The sequence below is a fragment of the Streptomyces roseofulvus genome, from assembly GCF_039534915.1.
Taxonomy (GTDB): Bacteria; Actinomycetota; Actinomycetes; order Streptomycetales; family Streptomycetaceae; genus Streptomyces; species Streptomyces roseofulvus.
On sequence record NZ_BAAAWE010000001.1, the window covers coordinates 1435812 to 1459769 of the forward strand.

General features: G+C 73.7%; 23 protein-coding genes. 10 read left to right on the forward strand and 13 right to left on the reverse strand.

Annotated elements, in window-relative coordinates; genetic code table 11:
* Nucleotides 1-312: 312 nt before the first annotated feature.
* The 3 genes from ABFY03_RS06580 (at nt 313) to ABFY03_RS06590 (ending at nt 4498) form a co-directional block, all read left to right on the forward strand.
* Complete coding sequence (locus ABFY03_RS06580) at nt 313-1533, forward strand: hypothetical protein (protein ID WP_346169451.1); 1221 nt, start codon at nt 313-315, stop codon at nt 1531-1533.
* 287 nt (nt 1534-1820) lie between these two features.
* On the forward strand, nt 1821-3962 hold the full coding sequence (locus tag ABFY03_RS06585; RefSeq protein ID WP_346169452.1) for a tetratricopeptide repeat protein: 2142 nt from the start codon (nt 1821-1823) through the stop codon (nt 3960-3962).
* An 8-nt stretch (nt 3963-3970) separates the two neighbouring features.
* Nucleotides 3971-4498 (forward strand): flavin reductase family protein, encoded by a 528-nt coding sequence (locus ABFY03_RS06590; protein WP_319007815.1) that lies wholly within the window; start codon nt 3971-3973, stop codon nt 4496-4498.
* Between the two features lie 170 nt (nt 4499-4668).
* Here ABFY03_RS06590 and ABFY03_RS06595 read toward each other — a convergent pair whose 3' ends face one another.
* Nucleotides 4669-5457, reverse strand: coding sequence for an AfsR/SARP family transcriptional regulator (locus ABFY03_RS06595; protein WP_319007814.1), 789 nt, complete (start codon nt 5455-5457; stop codon nt 4669-4671).
* A 535-nt stretch (nt 5458-5992) separates the two neighbouring features.
* Here ABFY03_RS06595 and ABFY03_RS06600 point away from each other — a divergent pair.
* Entirely contained in the window at nt 5993-7474 is a 1482-nt protein-coding gene (locus ABFY03_RS06600) for a M28 family peptidase (RefSeq protein WP_346169453.1), read from the forward strand.
* A 489-nt stretch (nt 7475-7963) separates the two neighbouring features.
* On the opposite strand, the gene ABFY03_RS06605 is transcribed toward ABFY03_RS06600, so the two are convergent.
* Complete coding sequence (locus ABFY03_RS06605; protein WP_319007812.1) at nt 7964-8557, reverse strand: flavin reductase family protein; 594 nt, start codon at nt 8555-8557, stop codon at nt 7964-7966.
* Between the two features lie 78 nt (nt 8558-8635).
* On the opposite strand from ABFY03_RS06605, the gene ABFY03_RS06610 reads away from it, so the two are divergent.
* Both ABFY03_RS06610 and lnt read left to right on the forward strand, forming a co-directional pair.
* Nucleotides 8636-9082, forward strand: coding sequence for a nuclear transport factor 2 family protein (locus ABFY03_RS06610; RefSeq protein ID WP_319007811.1), 447 nt, complete (start codon nt 8636-8638; stop codon nt 9080-9082).
* 100 nt (nt 9083-9182) lie between these two features.
* Nucleotides 9183-10859, forward strand: coding sequence for an apolipoprotein N-acyltransferase (gene lnt, locus ABFY03_RS06615; protein WP_346169454.1), 1677 nt, complete (start codon nt 9183-9185; stop codon nt 10857-10859).
* On the opposite strand, the gene ABFY03_RS06620 is transcribed toward lnt, so the two are convergent.
* Both ABFY03_RS06620 and ABFY03_RS06625 read right to left on the reverse strand, forming a co-directional pair.
* Nucleotides 10804-11709 carry a Gfo/Idh/MocA family protein gene (locus tag ABFY03_RS06620; RefSeq protein ID WP_319007809.1) on the reverse strand — a complete coding sequence of 302 codons (906 nt, stop codon included), beginning with the start codon at nt 11707-11709 and terminating at the stop codon, nt 10804-10806. The two genes, lnt and ABFY03_RS06620, sit on opposite strands and share 56 nt — an antisense overlap.
* Nucleotides 11710-11767: 58 nt before the next feature.
* Nucleotides 11768-12961, reverse strand: a complete 1194-nt coding sequence (locus ABFY03_RS06625; RefSeq protein ID WP_346169455.1) for an FAD-dependent monooxygenase — start codon at nt 12959-12961, stop codon at nt 11768-11770.
* Nucleotides 12962-13118: 157 nt separating this feature from the next.
* Here ABFY03_RS06625 and ABFY03_RS06630 point away from each other — a divergent pair, with 157 nt between their 5' ends.
* The 3 genes from ABFY03_RS06630 (at nt 13119) to ABFY03_RS06640 (ending at nt 14940) form a co-directional block, all read left to right on the forward strand.
* A complete protein-coding gene (locus ABFY03_RS06630; RefSeq protein WP_346169456.1) occupies nt 13119-13736 on the forward strand; it encodes a TetR/AcrR family transcriptional regulator in 618 nt (205 codons plus the stop codon).
* Between the two features lie 32 nt (nt 13737-13768).
* Nucleotides 13769-14308 carry a DinB family protein gene (locus ABFY03_RS06635; protein ID WP_386723559.1) on the forward strand — a complete coding sequence of 180 codons (540 nt, stop codon included), beginning with the start codon at nt 13769-13771 and terminating at the stop codon, nt 14306-14308.
* A gap of 95 nt (nt 14309-14403) precedes the next feature.
* The gene (locus tag ABFY03_RS06640) at nt 14404-14940 is read left to right on the forward strand and encodes a hypothetical protein (RefSeq protein WP_346169457.1); all 537 of its coding nucleotides are present in this window, start codon (nt 14404-14406) and stop codon (nt 14938-14940) included.
* Nucleotides 14941-14953: 13 nt separating this feature from the next.
* Here the strand turns inward: ABFY03_RS06640 and ABFY03_RS06645 are convergent, their stop codons facing one another.
* The 7 genes from ABFY03_RS06645 to ABFY03_RS06675 all read right to left on the reverse strand — a co-directional run bounded on the left by ABFY03_RS06645 (nt 14954) and on the right by ABFY03_RS06675 (nt 20946).
* Nucleotides 14954-15427: a hypothetical protein gene (locus tag ABFY03_RS06645; protein ID WP_319007804.1), complete on the reverse strand. Its 474-nt coding sequence runs from the start codon at nt 15425-15427 to the stop codon at nt 14954-14956.
* Nucleotides 15428-15498: 71 nt separating this feature from the next.
* Nucleotides 15499-16182: a uracil-DNA glycosylase gene (gene ung / locus ABFY03_RS06650; protein ID WP_319007803.1), complete on the reverse strand. Its 684-nt coding sequence runs from the start codon at nt 16180-16182 to the stop codon at nt 15499-15501.
* A 90-nt stretch (nt 16183-16272) separates the two neighbouring features.
* Nucleotides 16273-17853: an ABC transporter substrate-binding protein gene (locus tag ABFY03_RS06655; RefSeq protein ID WP_319007802.1), complete on the reverse strand. Its 1581-nt coding sequence runs from the start codon at nt 17851-17853 to the stop codon at nt 16273-16275.
* A 148-nt stretch (nt 17854-18001) separates the two neighbouring features.
* Nucleotides 18002-18769: an SDR family oxidoreductase gene (locus tag ABFY03_RS06660; protein ID WP_319007801.1), complete on the reverse strand. Its 768-nt coding sequence runs from the start codon at nt 18767-18769 to the stop codon at nt 18002-18004.
* A gap of 28 nt (nt 18770-18797) precedes the next feature.
* The gene (fabG, locus tag ABFY03_RS06665) at nt 18798-19559 is read right to left on the reverse strand and encodes a 3-oxoacyl-ACP reductase FabG (RefSeq protein WP_319007800.1); all 762 of its coding nucleotides are present in this window, start codon (nt 19557-19559) and stop codon (nt 18798-18800) included.
* A 167-nt stretch (nt 19560-19726) separates the two neighbouring features.
* Nucleotides 19727-20110, reverse strand: coding sequence for a DUF3037 domain-containing protein (locus ABFY03_RS06670; protein ID WP_189849307.1), 384 nt, complete (start codon nt 20108-20110; stop codon nt 19727-19729).
* Nucleotides 20107-20946 carry a HipA family kinase gene (locus ABFY03_RS06675; RefSeq protein ID WP_346169458.1) on the reverse strand — a complete coding sequence of 280 codons (840 nt, stop codon included), beginning with the start codon at nt 20944-20946 and terminating at the stop codon, nt 20107-20109. The genes ABFY03_RS06670 and ABFY03_RS06675 overlap by 4 nt, the downstream gene beginning before the upstream one ends.
* 339 nt (nt 20947-21285) lie before the next feature.
* Here ABFY03_RS06675 and ABFY03_RS06680 point away from each other — a divergent pair, with 339 nt between their 5' ends.
* Nucleotides 21286-22758, forward strand: a complete 1473-nt coding sequence (locus tag ABFY03_RS06680; protein WP_346169459.1) for an aminotransferase class I/II-fold pyridoxal phosphate-dependent enzyme — start codon at nt 21286-21288, stop codon at nt 22756-22758.
* Nucleotides 22759-22841: 83 nt separating this feature from the next.
* On the opposite strand, the gene ABFY03_RS06685 is transcribed toward ABFY03_RS06680, so the two are convergent.
* Nucleotides 22842-23048 carry a hypothetical protein gene (locus ABFY03_RS06685; protein ID WP_346169460.1) on the reverse strand — a complete coding sequence of 69 codons (207 nt, stop codon included), beginning with the start codon at nt 23046-23048 and terminating at the stop codon, nt 22842-22844.
* A 125-nt stretch (nt 23049-23173) separates the two neighbouring features.
* The gene (locus tag ABFY03_RS06690; RefSeq protein ID WP_346169461.1) at nt 23174-23920 is read right to left on the reverse strand and encodes an SDR family oxidoreductase; all 747 of its coding nucleotides are present in this window, start codon (nt 23918-23920) and stop codon (nt 23174-23176) included.
* Nucleotides 23921-23958: the final 38 nt, after the last annotated feature.

A 23958-nucleotide genomic window follows, 5' to 3' on the forward strand; every position in this document is an offset into this window, starting at 1 on the left:
TTTGGGGAATCGATGGCGGCCCTCGCCAGGATGGACACGTCCGCACCACCCACTGATGTGAAGGAGATTCCCATGAAGAAGATCCAGGTCCGCAAGGCCGGCCCGGTCCGGCTGACCTCCTCGGCGTGTGACGTCTACACCAACCCCAGCTGACCCTGGCACGGTTGAGCCCCGGCATCTGATCGGCCGGGGCCCGGCGCCGTCGTGCCCGGACCGCTCGAGGCGACTCGGGCCGTCCGCCGGCACGACGGCGCCTCCCGGGCGGCGGGCCCCGCCCGCAGCCGGTCCGGACCGCAAGCCGAGGGAGGCCCCATGCCGGAGCACGGCATCCGCAGCGAGGCAGACACGCCCCTGCCGTTCCACCCGCTGGTCTACCTGGAGGACGGCGAGGAGGTCACCATCGGGCGGCCCGACACGAACTCCTACGGAATCTTCCCGGTCGACGGCGCCCACCTCGTGCGCCGCCTCGAGGCCGGCGCCACCCCGTCGCAGGCAGCCGACTGGTACTCCGCCGAATACGGCGAACAGGTCGACATCGACGACATCATCGGCGCCCTGCGCGAACTCGGCTTCGTCCGCGAGAAGGGCGAGGAGCCCGCGCAGACGGGCCCGGTGCGCTGGCAGAGGCTCGGCCGCGCCCTGTTCTCCGCGCCCGCCTGGATCTGCTACGGGCTGATCACCGCCTGGGCGCTCTGGTGCATGATCCGCTCCCCGGACCTCGTGCCGGCCGCGGAGGACATGCTGTTCAGCGAGTACTACGCCGTCATCAGCCTGGTCATGTTCGTCGCCGCGGTTCCCCTGATCGCCATCCACGAGGCCTTCCACGCCTTGGCCGCCCGGCGTCTGGGCATCGGCTCCAAGACCAGGCTGTCGCACCGCTTCCACTTCCTCGTGGTCGAAACGGCGCTGGACGGGCTCGTCGCCGTGGAACGCCGCAAGCGCTACCTGCCGATCGTCGCCGGGATGGTCGCCGACATCGTCCTCGTCTCCCTCCTCATCACCGTCGCCGACGCCGCCCGCGGCCCCGGCGGTGCCGAAACCACCGCCGGCCGCGTCTGCCTCGCGGTGGCCTTCGCCGCCGTGCTGCGGGTGCTGTGGCAGTTCTTCCTCTACCTGCGCACCGACGTGTACGTGCTGATCACCACCATGCTCGGCTGCGTGGACCTGCACACCACGTCCGTACGCCTGCTGCGCAACCGCTTCCTGCGGCTGTGCGGGCGCACCGAGGGGCTGGCGGACGAATCCCTGTGGCACCCCGTCGACCACCGGGCCGCCCGCTGGTACTCCTGGCTGATCGTGGCCGGCTACACCTTCAGCCTCAGCACCTTCCTGCTGGCCCTCGCCCCCGTCTTCGTGAAGATGGTCTCCGGAGCCGTCAGCCGCTTCGGCGGCGAGGGCTCCAGCTGGGTCGAGCTGCTGGACTCCTCGGCCTTCCTCATCATGGCCTTCTGGCAGACCGCCCTCACGATCTGGATCGCCGCCCGGGAGCGCCTGCGCGCCCGCACCTCCCGCACCCACCACGTCATCACCTGACGGACGCCCCCGTCGGCTCGGCCCCCACCTCGACGAGCCACACCCGCCCGGGCGTTCGCTTCGCGCCGGTGACCACCCCTGTGCAGCCGAACATACGGGGCGGCGCGATGCTCCGACCCGGTGGAACGACGGGGAACGAGCACCGCGCACGCGCACGCAAAGGCCACCGGCCGCCACTGACGACGCCGCCTCGCCCAGCGGGCGAGCCCGGCTCCCCCCTGTCCCGCAACGCGGGAGCTCCGTATCCTCCCCGGCCCGAAGGCCGCGGTATCCACGAAGGAGTCCTGATGACCGGCCACTACTGGATCGCGGCGCCCCTGCGCCGCGAACGCGACCGTCTGCGGGCCGGACTCGGCCTGCCCGCCCCCCTGGCCGTGGTCGACGCGCACCGGCGGCTGCGCGGCCCCTACTCCGCGGCGGGCGCCCTGCTGCGTCAGGTCGCCCCCGAGGCGCTGCGCCGGATGCCCGAACTGGCCGCCCGCCACTACATCGAGCTCCAGGAGAGCACCCCGGAACTGGCGCCCCTCGTGCCGCAGAGGATCCGCGCCCTGGAGAAGGCGGCCAATGCCCCCGGCGAGGCCAGCCGCTACCCGGCCCGGCTGCACTCGCTGCGCGTCTCGCACGGGATCGTGGACTTCCTGCTCGCGGCCCTCCCCGGATCCGGGGACGGTCCGCGCACCCTCGTCGTGGAGAACGTGCAGCACGCCGACGTCACCGACCACGAGTTCCTCGCCGCCGCCCTGCGCCGGATCCCCGCCGAGCTCCTGACCCTGGTCGTCGCCACCGACACCGCGGAGCTCGAAGATCCGCCGGGCATGGTCTCCGTGTCGCTGCCCGCGGAACTCGCCGTGCGCACCACCCGCGTCCACCGCCCCGGGGCCCCCGTGGGCGCCGAGCCCGACGGGCCGGACCCCGATGGCGCCGGGTCCGGCAGCCTGGCCGAGGCCGCCGCCCGGTACGTGGCCGGCGACTGCATCAGCGACGAGCCCGCACTGCGCGCCGCGTACGAGGCCCTCACCGGCCCCGAGCGCGCTGCCCTGCACGACCGCCGGGCCGAGGAGGTCGCCGCCCGCGCCGAGGAGGAGCCCTCGCTCCGGCTGGGCACCCTCCCGTACCACCTGCTGCGCGGCAGCGACGGCGACGGCGCCGGACTGGACGCCCTGCGCGAGGCCCAGCTCCGCTGCAAGTACCTGGGCTTCTACCACGCGGCGGCCGAGATGGGCGAGGAGGGCCGCCATCGTACGGGCCCCGACGTCCGGCCCGAACTGTGGTGGCCCTTCACCCGCGAGACGGGCGTGTGCCTGGCCGCCGCCGGACGGCCGGAGGAGTCCGCCGTCGTCCAGGACGAGGCGCGCTCGCAGACCACCACACCCAAGCACCACATGAGCCTCGCCTACGAGACGGGCATGCTGTACGCCCGCCACTTCCCGCCGGAGCTGCGCGACGAGCGCCGCGCCCGCGCGTACGTCAACCAGGCCATCGCGATCTCGGACCTGCTGCCGGACCCGAAGGAGCGCGCCTTCTTCTCCGTGTTCAACCGCAACGGCCTCGCCCTGGTCGAGGTCCGCGCCGGCCGCCCCGACGAGGCCCTGCGGCTGCTGGACGAGGGCATCGAGCGGCTCGACCGGGAGCTCGGCATCGGCGAGCGGACCTGGCACCGCGTCGGCCTGCGCTACAACCGCGCCCAGGTCAACGGCATGAGCGGCCGGCTGGAGGACGCCCTGGAGGACTACGCCTCCATCATGGACCTGGACCACGACTTCGCCGACCACTACTTCAACCGCGGAAGCATGCTCCGCCGGCTCGGCCGCATCGAGGAGGCCATCGCCGACTACGAGCGGGCCATCACCCTGGAATCGCCCTTCCCCGAGGTGCACTACAACCGCGGGGAGGCCCGGCTCGAACTCGGCGACCTCGACGGCGCGCTGGCCGACTTCGACCGGGCCCTCGAACTGGAGCCGGGCAACCTGGAGGCCCTCCTCGCCCGCGCGGGTCTGCTGGCCGACCAGGGCGAGGCCAAGGCGGCCCTGGCCGATGTCGAGGCCGGGCTGCTGGTCGACGCCGAGCACCCCCATCTGTTGTGCCTCCAGGGCCGGTTGTGGGGGGAGGAGGGCCGTACGGCCGAGGCCCGCGACTCCCTCGACGCGGCCCTGCGCCACGATCCGGAGCTGGCCGAGGCCTGGGCGATCAAGGGCGAACTCGCTTACGTGGAAGGCGATCTGAACGCCGCGCTGGCCGATTTCGACCGGGCGGTGGAGCTGGAGGCCCGGCCCGAGTTCCGGTTCAACCGGGGCGTGGTCCACGAGGCGGCGGGCAGCCTGGTCCAGGCGGTGGCCGACTTCGACGCGGTCCTCGCCGTCACCGGGGACGAAGAGGCCCGCAGCCGCCGGGAGACCTGCCTGCGCGCGGCCGAGCGGGCGCACCCGTAAGGGCCGGGATGGACCTCCCCCAGCAGGAGAAGCAGCGGGAGCGCGGGACCGACGGGGCCGTGTCCGGGGCCGCGTTCACCGAGGCCATGTCGCGGCTGGTCTCGGGGGTGGCGGTGGTCTCCGCCCGGCGGGGCGACGGCCGGCCCTCGGGGCTGCTCGTCTCCTCCGTCTGCTCGTACAGCGCGGACCCGCCGTCGGTGCTCGTCGCGCTGGCGCGCACGTCCCGGACCTGCCGGGAGATCACGGCGGGCCCGGACGCGTACTTCGGCGTCCACCTGCTGGCCCGCAGCCACGCGGCGCTGGCGAGGACCTTCGCGGGCGGCTCCGGGGACAAGTTCGCCGACGTGCTCTGGGACTGGGACGGGACGGTGCCGCGGCTGGCCGGCGTCCCGGTGTACGCGAAGTGCCGTGCGGGGGCGGTGCTCCCGCACGGCGACCACGTGATCGTGGTGGGCGAGGTCGTCGGCTGCGCGGTGGCGGAGGACGATCCCCTCGTGTACTTCCGGCGGCGGCTCGACTGGCGCCTCGGGGGCTGAGCGGGGCAGGCGGGTCGGCAGGGTGGGTACGTGGGTACGCCGGTACGCGGAGCGCGCGTACCGGCGTAGTGCTGTCTGTGCGAGCGGGTGCGGGGCTACGTGCGGGTACAGTCGCGCGAACCCGCGGCCGTACGTACCCATGGCCCTGCGGATGAGCGGCCGTGCGGCTCTCAGCCGCCGAGCGCCGCGGGGTGGAGCGCGCCCGCCGGGCGGCAGCCGTCGTGCCGGCTGTTGTCGGGCCGGGCGCCGCTGAGCAGGGCCTGCTGGGCCGCGCGCAGGCCCGGTCCCGGTTCGATACCGGTGCCCTCCACCACGGCGCGCCGGGCCCGGGTGTAGGCGTACAGGGCCTCGGCGCGGCGGCCCGCGGTGGCCAGGGCGAGCATCAGCTGCTCGTGGAAGTCCTCGCGCAGCGGGTGGCGCGCGCACAGCTCCTCCAGCTCACCGACGACCTCGCGGGCCCAGCCGCTGCAGATGTCGGCGCCGATCCGGTCGTGGACGAGGGCGAGCCGCTCCTCTTCGAGCCGGACGGTGTAGTGCGCGGGCAGGCAGCTCGGTCCGAGGTCCCCGAAGGGGGTGCCCCGCCAGAGGGCCAGGGCCTGGTGAAACGATTCTGCTGCGGCGGTGCAGTGGCCCGCCGCCCGCAGTTCCCGGCCGCGCGCGGCCAGCGTGCGGAACCGGTCGAGGTCCAGCTCCCCCGGCTGTACGCGCAGCAGGTAGCCGTCGCCGGAGGTGAGCAGCAGCGGGTGTCTGCGGGGGTCGCCGCCCCCGCGGCTGTGCTCGGGGGCGAGTACACGCCGCAGCCCGGACACGTACATCTGCACGGTCGCCACGGCCGAGCGCGGCGGCCTGTCGTCCCACAACTCGCCGATCAGGGAGCAGACCGGGAAGCGGCGGTTGGCATGCAGCAGCAGCAGCGTGAGCAGGGCGCGCCGCTTCAGGGAGCTGGGCGTGCACAGCACCCCGCCCCGGCGGACCTCCAGGGGTCCCAGGATCCGGTACGTCGGCCCGTCGGCCGGCCCGCCTCCGCCGGTCGGGTCCGGGGCGGGCCCGGGACAACCGGGTAAGTCGGGGTCCGCCGGAGGACCGTGGACGGGATCTGACGAGGATCTTTCGGTTCTGGCGAGCACTGGTATGCCACTCCCGCGCTACCGGCGCCCTCGGGCGCACTGTCCTGTCGGCACGCGGTGGGGGTCACCGGCGCTCAGGACAATGGATACGGGATCACGCGAGAGGGTGTCAGGGGCACGAACTAGCCAACTCCAAACAAAACTAGCTGAGTTGTGAACCATCAGCCGTCCTCGGCCGTATGCCCGCCGCATCTCGGCCAATCATCGGGGCGCACGGCCCGGCTCGGATCTTCTCCTTGGCAGGGGCCCGTCGCAGGGTTAGCGTGCCTCGATCTCCTCCCGACACGCACGTTCTTCCCGATCGTCGACCGCCGACCACGGCCCTGCCGACCGGTCCGTTCGACCTGCCGTGAGAGGGCACCCAGCCATGTCCGCACGTCGTACCGCCGCGGCGACCGCCACCCTGGCCACCGCCGCACTCGTCTCCCCGCTGCTCCTCGCCGGGCCCGCCGGCGCGGGCGCCGAAGACCCGGGCCGGGCCGCCGCCCGAGGCGCGGCCCTGGCGGCGCAACTCGTCCGGGAGTCCACCGCCAAGGACGCCCTCCGGCACCTGCGGGCGTTCCAGTCGGCCGCGGACCGCAACGGCGGCGACAGGGTGGCGAGTTCGCAGGGCCACGAGGCCTCGGCCGCATACGTGGAGGGGGTGCTGCGCAACGCCGGCTACCGGACCTCCCGCCAGGAGTTCGGCTTCGTCTACACCGAGGACCTCGCCGAATCCCTCACCGTGGACTCGCCGACCCCGCGCGAGGTCACCGTCCAGCTCATGGCGTTCACCGCCCGCAGCCCCGAGGGCGGGGTCACCGGGGAGCTGGCCGTGGTCCCCGTCGACGCCGACAACACCCACGGCTGTGAGCCGGGCGACTTCGCGGCGGGCGCGTTCACCGGCAGGATCGCCCTGGTCAAGCGGGGCGGCTGCTCCTTCGCCGTCAAGCAGGGCAATGCCCACGCGGCGGGCGCGCTCGGCGCGATCGTCTACAACAACACCTCCGGCAAGATCAACGGGACCATCGGGGATTCCTCACTCGCCCGCATCCCCACCGGCGGGATCAGCCAGGAGGACGGCGCGGCGCTGACCGCGGAGGCCGCCGCCGGGCCGGTGACGGTCACCCTCGACATCCACGAACTGCGCGAGAACCGCAGAAGCTTCAACGTGGTCGCGGAGACCCGTGGCGGGGACGCCGCCGACACGGTCCTCCTCGGCTCCTACCTCGACTCACAGCACGGCACCCCCGGCATCAACGGCAACGGCTCCGGCTCGGCCGGGCTCCTCCAGGTCGCGCTGAAACTCGCCAAGTCGCAGGACAAGGTGGGCAACAAGGTGCGGTTCGCCTGGTGGTCGGCACAGGAGTTCGGCGTCGCGGGCTCGCATGCGTACGTCTCCGCCCTGACGCCGGAGCAGCGCGCGCAGATCCGGCTCTACCTGAACTTCGAGGCGATCGCCTCGCCGAACGGCGCGTTCTTCGTCAGCGACGGGGACGACTCCGACCGCGTCGGCGCCGGCCCCGGCCCGGAGGGCTCCGCCCGGCTCGAGAAGGGCATCACCGACTTCCTCGACGCGAAGGGCGTCCCGCACGAGGGGACCGACTTCATCGGCCTGTCGGACTATGCGCCCTTCCTCGCGGCGGGCATCCCCTCGGGAGGCACCTTCACCGGCTCCGACGGCCTCAAGACGGAGGCCCAGGCGGCCAGGTTCGGCGGCCGGGCGGGCATCGCGTACGACGTGAACCACCACCAGCCCGGCGACGACCTCGCCAACATCGACATGCGTTCCTTCGACGTCAACATCGACGTCATCGCCGACGCGGCCGGCCGCTACGCGCACGACCTCGGGGCCCTGGGCGGCAACTGACCGCACGATCGCGGAGGGCACCGCCCCTGCGGTGCCGCCCGCGGCGTCCCGCGGGCCCTGCCGTGCCGCACGGCAGGGCTCGGGACGGGTGCCATCCGGTGAGGACGATGGTGGCGTCGCCCGGGCGCTGCGCCGAAGAGACCGCCGCCGGGGGGCGGGCTTCCGTGCCCCCATCCCTGTAGAGGCGCGGTTGCCGGGCTGTAGCCGGGCGTGGTTCGGCGCGGGCGGGGCGTCGGTGTGGAAGCCGAGGTCGAGCGGCAGCTGCGGGGTGCGCTCGTGGTACTGGTGCAGTACGGGGCGCCCTGCTCTTCGTCCTCGTCGGAGCCGGCGTGCTGAGCCCGCACGCGGGCGAGTCCGGCGGCAGATCCGCCCGCTCCACGCCCGGCCGGGGGCGGGTCCCGCGTCGCAGGACCCGCCCCCGCCCCCGTTCCCGTTTCCGGTCCCGGACCCGTTTCCGGTCGCGTTCCCGGCGCCCTCTCCGGCGCCGGGTCAGCCCTGGTAGGGGACGCGGGCGATCTCGCGGACGCCGCCGAGGGTGCCCCACTCGTTCCGGCCGAGGCGGGTCAGCGGGCGCATGCGGGTGATCTCCGGATGCCCGTCGGTCATGTACGCCTCGTCGACGGCCACGTGCACCACGCGCCCGAAGACCACCGTCGAGTCCCCGATCCGGAGCGTGCTGTGCAGCTCGCACTCCAGGGCCACCGGCGACGCGGCCACGCGCGGGGCCTTCACCCGCAGGCTCGGCTCGCGCTCCACGCCGCACGCGTCGAACTCGCTCGTCCCGCGCGGGAAGTCCGTCGCCGTGGCGTTGATCCGCTCGAAGAGGCCCTCCGGGGCGAGGTTCACCACGAACGCGCCGGTCTCCTCCACGTTGCGCAGCGAGTCCTTCCGGCCGACGGAGGTGAACTGCACGACCGGCGGGTTCACCGAGGCGATGGTGAAGAAGGAGTGGGGGGCGAGGTTGTCCGTGCCGTCGGCGGAGACCGTGGACACCCAGGCGATCGGCCGGGGGACGACCGTCGCGGTCAGCAGCCGGTAGACGGAGGTGGGGTCGGTCTGGGACGGGTCGACGTCGATGCGCATCCGGCCAGTATGACCCTCGTACGGGACAGCGGGCGCACGCCTCTTGGCCCCGCACGCCCACTGCCCGACACTGAGGCGATGACGCAGCGCGTGGACCTCGCGAACGTGATGGACCGGCTCGCCGTGGAGGACCTCGTCACCGGATACGCGGTGGCCGTGGACGACGCCGACTGGACCGCCTACCGGGCCCTCTTCACCCCTGACGGACGCGCCGACTACACCGGCTCCGGCGGCATCGAGGGGCCCGCGGCCGAGGTGGCCGACTGGCTGGCGGAGACCATGACCCTCTTCCCGGTGCGCCAGCACCTCATCGTCAACCGACGGGTGACGCTGCTGCGTCCCGGCGGCTACGCCGAGACCGGTGACACGGCCGACGTCCGCGCCGACTACGTCAACCCGATGCGGACGGTCTCCGGCGACGACTTCGTCTGCGGCGGCCGGTACGCCTTCGCCGCCCGCCGCACCCCGGACGGCTGGCGGCTGCGCTCGGTCGTCGTCGAGGAACGCTGGCGCCGGCTGCCCTGACCGGAGCCCGTCCGGGACCGATCCGGAACCCATCCGGGGCCCATCCGGGGCCGATCCCGGCGGGCGGGCGCAGACTGGAGGCGACGGCGGGAGGAACGCCATGCGGAACCCCTTCGGACGCACGGAGCCCCACCGCGCACCGGACACGGAACCGGACGCCGGTCCGGGCGGGGATTCCGACCGGGGCGCGGATCCGGGCGCGGACCGGGGCGCGGATCCGGGCGGCCGCGCCGGCCGGATCCCGTCCGCCGGGCTGCTGCGGTCGCTGCTCGCCGTCGTCCTCGGCGCGCTTCCCGTGGTCGTCTTCCCCGCTCCCGGGCTGTGGTGGGCGGCGTACGTCTGTCTGGTGCCGTGGATGCTGCTGGTGCGGACCGCCCCGGGCGCGCGCCGCGCCGCGCTGGACGGGTGGTGCGGCGGCATCGGGTTCCTGCTGGCCGTGCACCACTGGCTGCTGCCGAGCGTCCATGTCTTCCTGCTGGTGATGGCGGCGCTGCTGGGGCTGCTCTGGCTGCCGTGGGGGGTGCTCGTCCGGGCGATGCTGGGCGGGACGCCGTCCCCGGCGCGGGCCGCCGCCGCGCTGTGCGCGGTGCCGTCGGGGTGGCTGCTGATCGAACTGGTGCGGTCGTGGGAGGGGCTGGGCGGGCCGTGGGGCCTGCTGGGCGCGAGCCAGTGGAACGTGCCGGTGGCGCTGCGGCTCGCGTCGGTGGGCGGGGTGTGGCTGGTGAGCCTGCTGGTGGTGGCGGTGAACACGGCCGTGGTGCTGCTGGTCGCCGGCCCCGGGCTGCGGGCGGTGGGGGTGGCGGGCCTCGCCGCGTGCGCGCTGGTGGCGGGGACGGCGGCGTGGGGCGTCGGGGTGCCGCGCCCGTCCGGCGCGGTGCGGGTGGCGATGGTGCAGCCGGGGCTGCACGGCGGGACGGACGGGGCCGAGGGGCGGCTGGACCGGGCCGTCGAGCTGACCCGCGGCCTCGCCGGGCAGCGGCTCGACCTGGTGGTGTGGGGCGAGAGCGGGGTGGCCCGGGACCCGGCCGGCGATCCGGAGCTCACCGCGCGGCTCACCGCCCTCGCGCGGGCGGTGGACGCGCCGGTCCTGGTGAACGTGGACGCCCGTCGCACCGACCGGCCCGGCATCTACAAGAGCGCGCTGCTGTTCGGGCCCGACGGACCGACCGGCGACCGGTACGACAAGATGCGGCTCGTGCCCTTCGGTGAGTACGTGCCGGCCCGTGGTCTGCTCGGCTGGGCGACCTCCGTGGGCAAGGCCGCGCAGGAGGACCGGCGCCGGGGCACGGCACCGGTCGTGATGCGGATGCCCGACGACGGGCGGATGCTCGGCGTCGGCCCGCTGGTCTGCTTCGAGTCCGCGTTCCCCGACATGAGCCGCCGCCTGGTGCGGGACGGCGCGCAGGTGCTCGTGGTGCAGTCGGCGACCAGCACCTTCCAGCACAGTTGGGCACCCGCACAACATGCCTCGCTCGCCGCGCTGCGGGCGGCGGAGACGGGACGCCCGGTGGTGCACGCGACGCTGACCGGGATCAGCGCCGCGTACGGTCCGGACGGCGCGCGCGTGGGACCGCCCGTCGGCACGGACGTGAGCGGCGCCGTCGTACGGGAACTGCCCCTGTCGGAGACGTCGACGGTCTACGCCCGCTGGGGCGACTGGCCGCTGTACGGGGCGTTCGTCGTCGTCGGCGCGGTGTGCGCGGCGGCGGGCGGCGGGGCGCTCAGGCGGCCTGCTCCAGGGCGTCCCGGACGACGCGCTCGCACAGGGCGTGGGTGAGCAGCGCGTCGCGGGCGCTGAGCACCCGGCCGGCGCGGACGGCGTCGAGGAAGGCGAGGACGGCCTGTTCGATGCCGCGCTGGCGGGCCACCGGGACCCAGTCGCCGCGCCGGCGGACGGTGGGCTGGCCCTTGTGGTCGACGACCTCGGCGAGGTTGAGGACCTGGCGCTTGGTGTCCTGGCCGGAGACCTCCAGGACCTCCTCGGTGGAGCCGTTCATCCGGTTCATCATGCCGATGGCGGTGAAGCCGTCGCCGGAGAGCTGGAGCACCACGTGGTGCATCAGGCCGTCGCGGATCCGGGCGCGGACGTCGATGTGGTCGGCCTCGCCGGGGAGCAGGAAGCGGAGGGTGTCGACGACGTGGATGAAGTCGTCGAGGACCATGACGCGCGGGTCCTCGGGGAGCCCGACGCGGTTCTTCTGGAGCAGGATCAGCTCGCGCGGGTGGTCGAGGCACTGGGCGTAGCCGGGGGCGAGGCGCCGGTTGAAGCCGACGGCGAGGGAGACGTTGCGCCGCTCGGCGAGTTCGACGATCCGCTCGGAGTCGGCGTACGCGTAGGCGAGGGGCTTGTCGACGTAGGTGGCGACGCCGGCGTCGAGGAGGCGGGCGGCGATCTCGGCGTGGGCGGCGGTGGAGGCGTGCACGAAGGCCGCGTCGAGCCCGGCGGAGAGCAGCGAGTCGAGGTCCCGGTGGCGCCGGGCGGCCGACAGGTGGAGGCTGTCGGCGACCCGGTCCAGCGTGGCGGGGGTGCGGGTCTGGAGGTGGAGTTCGACCCCGGGGAGGGTGGCGAGGACGGGGAGGTACGCCTTCTGGGCGATGTCGCCGAGTCCGATGCAGCCGATCTTCACGGGGTCTCTCCCTCTGCGGTGGTCCGACGGCCCCTGGCTCGCGGGCCGTTCCCGCAGGTCAGCTTACGCGGGACGGGTCGGCGGCGAGCGGCGGACGCCAGTCGGCGATGCCGTCGAAGCCACGGAGGACGAAGCCGGGTCCGAAGCGCGAGACGGTCCGGACGAGGGTGTCGCGCAGGGCGACGGCGGGGCGGGCCGAGACGAGGGTGAGGGCGCCGGTGCGGGCCGCCTTGCGGACGATCGCGGTGGTGCGGGGCAGCCGGTCGGCGGTGTACGCGGCGAGGTCCCGGCCGGGGTCGAAGGCGTCGGGGGTGCGGGCGTGGTGGGCGAGGACGACGGCGTCCTCGACGGCCTGGTTCCCGCCCTGTCCGAGGGAGGGCATCATCGCGTGCGCCGCGTCGCCGAGGAGGGCGGTACGGCCCCGGTGGTGGGCGGGCAGCGGGTCGGTGAGGTGATGGACGTCGTGCCGCAGGATCCCGTCGGGGTCGGCGGCGGCGAGGACCTCGGGCACGGGAGGGTGCCAGTCGCCGAAGAGCCGGAGGAGTTCGGCGAGTTCGCCGTCCGGGGCATGGGCTCCGGCGGGCGCGGCGGCCATCGCGTACGCGTAGATCCGGCCGTCCTTCAGGGGCTGGGTGCCCCAGAGGCGTCCGGCGCCCCAGGTCTCGTGCGGGGCGAAGGGCCGCGCGGGGGCGGGGATGACGAGCCGCCAGGTGGTGCAGCCGGAGTAGCGGGGTCCTGGGTGGGCGGGGAAGAGCGCGGCGCGGGCGGCGGAGCGGATCCCGTCGGCGGCGACGGCGAGTTCGGCCTCCAGGGTGCCGTCGGGGGTGGTGACGCGGGCGGGGGTGCGGGCGTCGCCGGGGTGGTCGAGCGTGGCGGGGGCGCCGGTGCGGACCGTGCCGGCGGGCAGGGCGGAGGCGAGGAGTTCGACGAGGGTGGCGCGGTGGAGGAGGACGAGGGGGTCGCCGAAGCGGGCGGCGGCGGCGCGGGCGTCGGTGCGGGCGAGCCAGCGCCCGTCGGGCGAGCGCATGCCGCCGTCGCCCTGCCAGGCGGCGAGCGCGCGGACGCGGTCGCCGAGGCCGAGGGTGTCGAGGGCGCGCAGGGCGTTGGGGGCGAGGCCGATGCCGGCGCCGACGGGGGCGAGGTCGGCGGCGCGTTCGAGGACGGTGACGGACCAGCCGCGCCGGTGGAGGGCGACGGCGGCGGTGAGGCCGCCGATGCCCGCTCCCAGGACGACGGCACGGTGCTGCGACATGAAGGCTCCCTCGGGTGGGGCGGATCGGGCCGGGCGGGTCGCCGGCACCCCGTACGGGCGGGGGACACCAGGCGACCACCGGCACTACAGCTGTAGTCGACCGGACACTCCGACCGTACTACAGCTGTAGTCCGAAGGCGATGGGTAGGTTGTCCCCATGACCGCGCGCACCCCGGCCCCGGCCGCCCCCACTCCCCCGACCCGCGCCGAGCGGATCGGCGACGCGGCGCTCGACCTGCTGGTGGAGCGCGGGATGCGCGGGCTGACGCACCGCGCGGTGGACGAGCGGGCCGGACTGCCGCAGGGCTCGACCTCGAACCACGCGCGCACCCGCCAGGCCCTCCTGGAGACGGCGGTGCGCCGGCAGGCCGAGCGCGAGGCGCAGGTCCTCACACCGGACGAACTGCCGCCGCCCGGCGCGAGCCCCGCACTCCTCGCCGACACCCTCGCGCTCGCGCTGCACCGCTATCTGACGGACCACCGGGCCCTGCTCGTCTCCCGCTACGAGCTGGCCCTGGAGGCGACCCGCCGCCCCGAACTGCGCGGCTTCTTCGACCGGACCGGCTCCGCCTTCCACGACCCGGTGACCGCGATGATGCGCGGCGCCGGTTCGCCGGCCCCGGAGCGGCACGCGCTCTCGGTGATCGCCTGGTGCGAGGGGCTGATGTTCTCCTGCGCCGCCGGCTCCTTCCACGCGGCCGTCCCGAGCCGCGCGGAACTGCGGACCGGCTTCGACGAGTTGCTGCGCGGAATGCTCACCGGGCCGTCACGCTAAACCGCTGGCGCCCGCTCCGGCGGTCCGCCACGATGCCCCATATGACCACCGATCACACCACAGCGTCCGAGCGCGTCTGGCCCGCCACCACCACGGGTGAGCGCCAGGCCCTGGAGCAGTGGCTCGAATTCCATCGCGCGACCCTCGCCATGAAGTGCGCGGGCCTCACCGACGAGCAGCTCCGCACCACCTCCGTCCCGCCCTCCGCGCTCAATCTGCTGGGCCTCGTCCGCCACATGGCGGAGGTCGAGCGCGGCTGGTTCCGCAAGGTCCTCGGCGGCGAGGAGACCCCGTGGCTCTACGCCACCGACGAGGACTTCGACCGCGACATCCACACCACCGAAGCCGACACCTACGCGGAGGCGTACGCCGCCTGGCAGGGCGAGATCGCCCACGCCCGCGAGCTCGCCGCCCGCCACGACCTCGACGACCTCGGCGCGGGCGCCCACCACCGCACCGGCGACCTGATCAACCTGCGCTGGATCTACCTCCACATGATCGAGGAGTACGCGCGGCACAACGGCCACGCCGACCTCCTCCGCGAGCGCATCGACGGCGCCACCGGCGCCTGAACCGGTCAAGGAGGGTGACCGGGCGCTCACCCGTGCGGGGCATTCCCCGCCGGTAGGGGTTCGAAGATCGGCGCCGGACGAGCAGAGTGGCGCGGGTGCACAAGACCCGAACCCCCGCGCGCCTCCTGGCCGGGGCCGCCGTCGCCGCCGCCCTGACCGGGTGCGTGGCCGTCGACGGGCCGCCCCCGGCGCCCGCACCGGCCCCGGCGCCCGCCGCCGACCCCGTACGCCCCGTCCAGGACGTGGAGCCGCAGATCGTCCTCCAGGGGCCGGCCCGGGAGGCGCTGGAAGCGGCCCTCCCGTCCCCGGCGCCCACCGCGGCCCCGCCGCGCGGCGAGACCCGCCGCGCCACCGGCCACGCGGCCGCCCCGTCCCGTACCCCGTCCCCCGCACCGCCCGCCCGCGCCGACCGGCGCCCTCCGGCGCGGCCCGAGGCGGCCCGGCCCCCGCGGCCTCCGGCGCCCGAGGTGCGGGAGCTGGAGCGGCTGGCGGAGCAGCTGCGGGAGGCGCCGCCGGTCTCCGGGAAGGACGTGTGCGACCTGGGCGAGCGATACGGGGGCTGGGACCCGGCGAGCGTGCAGGCGGGGCTCTGCCGGGACACGTACAAGGACCGGGACGGGTACAAGGACTGAGGGAACCCCGCCCTCACCCCTCGCGGAGCCGCCGGTCCAGGTGCTCGATCGCGGCCCGGACCCCCCTCCCGTACCGGTCGTCGTCGAGGGCCTCGGAGGCGGCGCGGGCCCGTTCGAGATGGGACCGCGCGGCGTCCGGCCGGCGCAGCTTGGCGTAGTCGGCGGCGAGGTTGAGGTGGAGCGAGGGATAGAGGGCCCGGAGGGCGGCGGCCGAGTCGTGCGCGGCGAGCCGTCCGTCCTCCAGGCCGTCGGCGGCGCTGAGGGCGCGCAGGTCCCACGCCAGTTCGGTGTCCGGGTCGTCCTGGGCGTCCGCCAGGTAGTGGGCGAGGGTGCAGCGGTGCAGCGGGTCCCCGTCGGGGCCGAGCTGCTGCCACAGGACGCCGAGGCGGTTGCGGGCCTCTTCCCGGTCTCCCCCGTGGAGCAGCATCCTGGCCTGCCCGATCCTGGTCAGGACGGCCTCGTCCGACGTCCGCTGCTGCTCGGTCACCGCGGCCTCCCGGCGCTCGCACTGCGTGGAGGTCCGACGCTAACCGGCCGCGGCCCCGATCCCGCCGAGGCTCAGCCGAGGTCGGGGATGCGCCAGTCGATCGGCTCGTGGCCCTGGGCGGCGACGGCCGCGTCGATCTGGGTGAACGGCTTGGAGCCGAAGAACTTCTTCGCCGACAGCGGCGAGGGGTGCGCGCCCTTCACCACGACGTGCCGCTCCTCGTCGATGAGGGGGAGCTTCTTCTGGGCGTAGTTGCCCCAGAGGACGAAGACGGCGGGGTCAGGCCGGGAGGCGACGGCCGTGATGACGGCGTCGGTGAACTTCTCCCAGCCCTTGCCCTTGTGCGAGTTCGCCTCGCCGGCGCGGACGGTCAGGACCGCGTTGAGCAGCAGGACGCCCTGCTCGGCCCACGGCATCAGATAGCCGTTGTCCGGGATCGGGTGGCCGAGCTCGGCCTGCATCTCCTTGTAGATGTTCCGCAGCGACGGCGGGGTCTTCACGCCGGGGCGGACGGAGAAGCACAGGCCGTGGCCCTGGCCCTCGCCGTGGTACGGGTCCTGACCCAGGATCAGGACCTTCACCTTGTCGTACGGGGTGGCGGACAGGGCCGCGAAGACCTCGTCCTTCGGCGGGTAGACCGGCCCGGCGGCCCGCTCCTGCTCGACGAACTCGGTCAGCTGCGCGAAGTACGGCTTGGCCAGCTCCTCGCCGAGGACGCCCCGCCAGGACTCGGGCAGCATGTTGATGTCGGTCACGGTCCACAACCTCCGGTGGTTCGGCAGTTCCGGTAGGGAACCTACCGGGGCCCACTGACAGCGGGCCCCGGCGGCCTCCGGTACCGGCGTCTACCAGCTGGCCCGGCGGTGCAGCTCCCACAGCTGCATGACGGTCTGCGGGTCGAGCGCGCGCTCGCCGCCGCCGATGTCCTCGCGGGCCGCGATGTACAGCTTGCCCTGCCACAGGGGCAGCAGCCGGACGTCCTCGACCATGATCGACTGCGCTTCCTCGAACTCGTCGGCGACGGCTCCGCGGTCGCTCTCGCGGCGCGACTTGGGCAGCAGCTCGTCGGTGATCCGCGGGCTCAGGTAGGGCGTGCCGAGGACGTTCTTCTTGCCGAGGAAGGGGGCGACGAAGTTGTCCGGGTCCGGGAAGTCCGGGAACCATCCGCGGCCGAAGACGGGGTACTCGCCCTGCTGGTAGGCGGCCTGGTACTCGGTCCACGGCTTGCCCTGGACGGTGACCTTGAACAGGCCGGACGCCTCCAGCTGGCGCTTCAGCTCGGCGAACTCGGCGGCCGTCGAGGAGCCGTACCGGTCCGTCGTGTACCAGAAGCTGAGCTCGACCTTCTCGGTGATGCCGGCCTCGCGCAGGATCTTCTTCGCCTTGGCCTTGTCGGGGTGGCCGTAGGTGTCGAAGAACTTGGTGGTGTGGGCGGCGATGCCCTTGGGGACCATCGAGTACAGCGGCTCGGCGGTGCCCCGGTAGACCTTGCTGACCAGTTCGTCGCGGTCGACGACCTGGGCGACGGCCCGGCGGACGGCCGGGTCGGCGACGGACTCGTCCTGGGTGTTGAAGACCAGGTAGCGGATGTCGGCGCCGGTGGACTCGACGAGCTGGAGGCCCTTGTTCGCCTGGTCGTCGTCCTGGAGCGAGGTCACCTCCTCGGCGGTCAGACCGCGGTAGGTGGCGTCGATCTCCTCGTCGCGCAGCGCCTTGACCATCGCCTCCGACTCGTCGAAGTACTTGATGGTCACGCCGCCGTTCTTGCGGTCGGCGAAGCCCTTGTAGTTCGGGTTGCGGGACAGCTCGGCCTGCTTGCGCACCTCGTAGCCGTCCAGCACGTAGGGGCCGGAGCCGGCGATCTTGCCGTCCTGCTTGCGGAGCTGGTCGGCCGGGTACTCGGCCGGGTCCACGATCGACATCGCCGGGGTGGCGAGGACGAAGGGGAAGGTGGCGTCGGCCTTGTTGAGCTTGAAGACGACCGTGCGGTCGCCGACCGTCTCGATGGTGTCGAGCGAGCCGAGCATGCCGTTGGGGCCGCCCTCGGCGTCGATCGTGCGGATGCGCTCGATCGAGTACTGCACGGCCTTGGCGTCGAGCTTGTGGCCGTTGGAGAACGTGAGCCCCTCGAGAAGCGTGCACTCGAAGACCCGGCTGGACGTGTCGGTGAATTTGCATTCGGCCGCGTCCGGCTTCGGCGTGGTGCTTCCCGTGGGGAAGCTCATCAGGGTCTGGTAGACGTTCCTGAAAAGCTCCCAGGAACTGTCCCAGGAAGCCGCGGGATCGAGCGTCGTGGGAGAACTCGTCGTCCCGATCGTGATCCTCTGCTCCCCGGCGGACTCGGTATCCGAGAAAACACCGCATCCGGATACCAGGGATATGGACGCAAGGGCTGCAGCGGCCTGCAGACTCGTCCGGTTGAACACGTGCACGCTCCTCGTTCAGCCTGGGGTCGGCCGACGATACCGCAGTACCCCGCCAGGTCAATGGGTGAGCCCGGCGGGGCACTTGAGACGATCGATAGGCAACCGGGGCCAATCCGGACAGGAAATCCGGAGAGTGTCCGGTTATCGGTCACCCGACTCCGGCGTTCAGGAAAATGCCCCCGTCGACGACCAGCGTCTGACCGGTGATCCATCCCGCCTGGTCCGAGGTCAGGAAGGCGGCGGCGCCCCCGATGTCCTCCGGGACGCCCAGCCGGCCCATCGGGTAGGCGGCGGCCGCCTCGGCCTCCCGGCCCTCGTAGAGCGCCTGCGCGAATTTCGTCTTCACGACGGCCGGCGCGATGGCGTTGACCCGGACCACCGGCGCGAATTCGTGCGCGAGCTGCTGGGTCAGATTGATCAGGGCGGCCTTGCTGACCCCGTACGCCCCGATGAAGGGAGAGGCGGAGATTCCGGCGACGGAGGCGATGTTCACGATCGCGCCGCCGTTCTCCTTCTGCCAGGCGTGCCAGGTCCGCTGCGCGAATCCGAGCGCCGAGACGACATTCGTCTCGAACACCTTTCTCGCCACGTCCAGATCGAGGTCCGCGATGGGCCCGAAGACCGGATTCGTACCGGCGTTGTTCACCAGGTGGTCGACGCGGCCGAAGGCGTCCATCGCGGCCGCCACGGCGGCGGCCTGGTGGGCGGGGTCGTGGGCCTTGCCCGCCACCCCGACGGCCCGGTCGGCCCCGAGGCGCTCCACGGCCTCCTTGAGGGCGTCCTCGCCGCGCCCGGTGATGACGACCCGGTCGCCGCGGGCGACGAGCGCCTCGGCGATGCCGTAGCCGATGCCCCGGCTGGCGCCGGTGACGAGTGCGACCTTGCCGGAGAGCTCCGGCAGCTGCTGTGCGGTCATCCCGCGCTCCCTCTCTCGCCGTGCCGGGTCAGTTGAGCGGGCCGCCGGCCACGTACATGACCTGGCCGGAGACGAAGCCGGCGTCGTCGCCCGTGAAGAAGGCGATGGCGTTGGCGACGTCCTCGGGGCGGCCGACCCGCTGCACCGGGATCATGGAGGCGGCGGCGGCCTGGAACTCCTCGAAGCCCATGCCGACCCGCTCGGCGGTCTGGGCGGTCATCTCGGTGACGATGAAGCCGGGGGCGACGGCGTTGGCGGTGACGCCGAACTTGCCGAGCTCCTTGGCGAGGGTCTTGGTGAAGCCCTGGAGGCCGGCCTTGACCGCGGAGTAGTTGGCCTGGCCGCGGTTGCCGAGCGCCGAGGAGGAGGAGAGCGAGACGATCCGGCCGAAGCCCGCGTCCACCATGTGCTTCTGGCATGCCTTCGCCATCAGGAAGGCGCCCTTGAGGTGCACGTTCATGACCAGGTCCCAGTCGGACTCGGACATCTTGAAGAGCAGGTTGTCGCGGAGCACGCCGGCGTTGTTGACGAGGATCGTCGGCGCGCCGAGCTCGGCGGCGACGCGGGCGACCGCGGCCTCCACCTGGGCGCCGTCGGAGACGTCGCAACCCACCGCGAGGGCGCGGCCGCCGGCCGCGGTGATCTTCTCGACGGTGTCCTTGCACGCCGCCTCGTCGAGGTCGAGGACGGCGACGGCGCGGCCCTCGGCCGCGAGGCGGATCGCGGTGGCGGCTCCGATGCCCCGTGCGGCACCGGTGACGACGGCTACGCGCTGCTCGGTGGTGGACATGGTTGCTTCTCCTCGCCCTCAGGGTTCCCGGGCTCTCTCCCGGGCTCATGAGCGACCGCTTAGTATCGACCGCAGGACGAGACGCTAGAAGCCCTGGCACCCGGTGTCAACGGCCCACCGGGTGCACCCTGTCACTCCGTCGTCACACGGCGGACGGGCGGCGTCCCCTACCGGACCAGGAGATCGAGCAGGCGTTCCACCTCGGCCTCGGGGTCACCGGTCAGGCCGGTGTGGACCGGGCCCGGCTGGACCACCGTGGAGCGCGGCGCGATCAGCCAGCGGAACCGCCGGCCGGCGTCGTCACCGGCCGCCTGGCCGGCCGCGTCGCCGCCCAGGCAGACGCCCTCCACGGCGCGGAGCGCCGCGCGGACGCCCGTGACGTCGGCGGCCGGGTCGAGCGCGGCCAGTTTGGCCTCGTCGAGGTGGGTGCGGGCGGCGACGAAGGAGCGGGCCCGGCAGTAGACGACCACGCCCGCGTTGAAGCACTCGCCGCGCTCGACGCGCGGCACCACGCGCAGCAGCGCGTACTCGAAGACATCGCGGTCGGTCACGTGGTGCTGTCCTTCTGAGCGGGGCGGGGGGCGAGGCGTTCGGCGAGCCAGCCGGGCGGCTGCTGCGGTCGGCGTTCGGTGCGCGGACCGAGGGTGATCCGCTCGTGGATGGTGGCCGCGCGCGGCAGCAGCGCCTCCACGTAGGCGGCGCGCACCGCGTCGGTGGAGTCGAAGCCGGGCTCCTCCACCAGCCATGCGTCGGGCACGTCGGCGGCGACCTCGTCCAGCAGCTCCCGGGTGACGAGCGGGGCCAGCTCGGCGGCGGCCGCCGCGACGTCCGGGGCGAAGGGGGCGAGGGCGTGGTCGGAGGCGTCGTACGGCTTCGCGGCGGAGGCGGCGGCCCCCGGCCAGTTGTGGTGCCAGATCATGGTGGCGCCGTGGTCGATCAGCCACAGGTCGCCGTGCCAGACGAGCATGTTCGGGTTGCGCCAGGAGCGGTCGACGTTGTTGATGACCGCGTCGAACCACACGACCTTCCCGGCCTCCGCCGGGTCCACCTCGTACGCCAGCGGGTCGAAGCCCAGCGAGCCGGGCAGGAAGTCCATGCCGAGGTTGAGCCCGCCGCTCGCCTTGAGCAGCTCCTGCACCTCCTGGTCGGGCTCGGAGAGCCCGATGACCGGGTCGAGCTGGAGGGTGACCAGCTCGGGCACGCGCAGCCCGAGCCGCCGGGCGAGCTGCCCGCAGATCACCTCGGCGACGAGGGTCTTGCGGCCCTGACCGGCGCCGGTGAATTTCATGACATACGTGCCGAGATCGTCGGCCTCGACGATCCCCGGGAGCGATCCGCCCTCGCGCAAGGGCGTGACGTAGCGGGTCGCCGTCACTTCGGTAAGCATCCGCCCAGGCTATCGATCCGCCGAGGCCGCGCGGCCCGCGCGACGGCGGGCGGGCGAACCGGGAACGGGGAGGCCGGCCGCGCGGGGACGTGGCGGACGGGCGTGAGCCGGGGCGGACCGGTGTGCGCCGGGTCGACCCCGGAGAGCCGTGTCGTATCCGGAGAGGCGTGTCGAATCCGGAGAGCCGTGTCGAATCCGGAGAAGGGGGCAGGCGCGGGAGGAGCGACGCGGTGCCGCGCCCGACGCGCGGCGCCCGTGCCCCCTGTGACGTCCCGACCACGGCCACGCGCCGCGGGAGCAGGGCCCGGCAAGGACCTCCGACGACGCCTGCGAGGAGCCATGGACCACTCACGCGCACCCGTACTCGACGCCCTGGAGCACTTCCGCGCCCGCGGAGACGTCGTCTTCGGTCCGCCGGGCCACAAACAGGGGCGGGGCGTCGATCCCCGGGTGGCCGACGTCCTCGGCCTCGGCGTCTTCCGCGCGGACGTGCTCCTGCTCAACGGTCTCGACGACCGGCGCGAGTCGCAGGGGGTCCTGGAACAGGCGCAGGAGCTGATGGCCGACGCCGTCGGCGCCGAGCGCGCCTTCTTCTCGACCTGCGGCAGCTCCCTGTCGGTGAAGACGGCGATGCTGGCCGCCGCCGGTCCCGGTGAGAAACTGCTGCTCTCGCGCAACGCCCACAAGTCGGTGATCGCCGCCGTGGTGGTGAACGGCGTGGAGCCGATCTGGGTGCACCCCAAGTTCGACGCCGCGCGCCATCTCGCCCACCCCCCGGAGCCCGACGACGTCCGCCGCCGGCTCGCGGAGCACCCCGACGCCAAGGGCATGATCCTGATCACCCCCACCGACTGGGGCACGTGCGCCGACATCCGGGGCGTCGCCCGCGCCTGCCACGAGGCCGACGTACCGCTCGTCGTCGACGAGGCGTGGGGCGCCCACCTGCCGTTCCACCCGGACCTGCCCGCGTGGGGGATCGACGCCGAGGCGGATCTCGTCGTCACCAGCGTCCACAAGATGGGCGGGGCGATCGAGCAGAGCTCCGTCTTCCACCTCCAGTACGACCGGATCAGCCCGGAGGCGCTCAAGCAGCGCGAGGACCTGCTCGGGACGACGAGCTCGTCGACGCTCGTCTACGCGACGCTGGACGGCTGGCGCCGGCAGATGGTGGAGCACGGCCGGGAACTGCTCGACGGGGCGCTGCGCCGCGCCGAACGGCTGCGCGCTGCCGTCGACGACCTGGACGGCCTGGTGCCGATGGGCGGCGAGGTGGTCGAGGAGGGCCACGCGGCGGCGTACGACCCGCTGAAGATCGTCGTCGACGTGCGGCAGCTCGGCATCAGCGGCATGCGGGCGGCCGAGTGGCTGCGCGCCGAACGCCATGTCGACGTGGGCAGTTCGGACACCTGCCGGATCAGCGCCTCGATCACCCACGCCGACGACGACGAGACGGAGTCCGTACTCCTGGAGGCTCTGCGCGCGCTCGTCGCGGCGGCCGGGAGCATCGAGCCCGGGCCGCCGGTGCGGCTGCCGGACCCTCCGGCGCTGGAACTGGAACAGGCCCGACTGCCCCGGGACGCCTTCTTCGGCGAGGCGGAGCACGTGGCGCGCGAGAAGGCGCCCGGTCGCATCGCGGCGGAGACCGTCACCCCGTACCCGCCCGGCGTCCCGGTGATCGCCCCCGGTGAGGTGATCACCGCCGAGGTCGTGGAGTACCTGCGCAGCGGCGTGGAGCACGGGATGCTCATCCCCGACGCGGCCGACCCGTCCCTCGACACCTTCCGCGTCGTCGCCCGGGGAGCGGAGGGCTGAAGCCCCGGCCCCCACGGGTACGCCCCGGCCCACCGGCGGATGCCGGTGGGCCGGGGGCGTACCGAAGGTTCGGGCCGACGGGCTCAGGTATCGGTCTCCGGCGCTTCGCGCTGGTCGGGAGGGGTTCCGCCGCCCTCGCCGCCGCCGCGTTCGCCCTTGTCCGTGCCGTGCGGCCTGCCTCGGCTCCGGCGCGGCTCCTCGGCCGCGCCGGCCTTGAGCGACGCGCTGTCCTGCGGTGTGCCGGCGCCCCGGCCGCTGCGCCGCTGCTCGGGTTGCTGCGGGTTGCCCATGGTGGCCTCCTGTCATTCACGTCGGGCGGGTCGCTAGGCGTGTGACCGGCCGGGGACGATTCATGCGCCGCGCCCCGGACGTGCCGCCGCCCCTCGTACGCCGGCCCCTCGTACGCCGCCGTCCCTCACGGCCAGGACACCTCGCGGCGCGGTACGACGACCACCTCGGCGACGGCGCTCCCGTCCGGCACGGACAGGGCGTACAGCACCGTGTCGGCGACGATCTCCGGGCTCTGCAGGTTCGCGGTGTCCGTGTCCGGGAAGCGCTCCATGATGAACGGCGTCTCCATGCCGCCCGCGACGACGCCGGTGACGCCGACGCCGGGGCAGTCCCGCCGCGCCTCCTGGAAGAGGGTGTGGGTGAAGGCCCGCAGGCCGGTCTTGGCCGCCGCGTACGGCCCGGCCTCGGTCCAGGTGCGGAGGGCCGCGGTCGACAGGATGTTCACGACGTGCCCGCCGCCGCGGTCGGCCATCCGGCGGAACGCCTCCCGGCACAGGTACATCGGCCCGAGCAGGTCGGTCGTGATCACCCGGGTGATCTCCTCGGCGCTGAGTTCGGCCACGGACTTCGTCACGTCGACGGCCGCGCAGTTGACCAGGACGTCCACGGCCTCGCCCGCCGCGTCCAGGTCGCCGAACAGTTCGCCGACCGCTTCGGCGTCCCGTACGTCCAGACCGACCGGACGGGCCGAGAGCCCCTCGGCGAGCAGGCTCTCGCACAGCTCCTTCGCCTGCTCCTGGCGGACGTCGGCCACCAGGACGGCGGCGCCGGCCCGGGCGAGCCGGCGCGTGATCGCCGCGCCGAGGCCGCGGGCGCCGCCGGTGACGAGCGCTCGCCGGCCGTCGAGCGTGATCTCCACTCCGCTGTTCATCGTCGTCTCTCCTCGATCGCCGTACGGGGTGTGTGAGC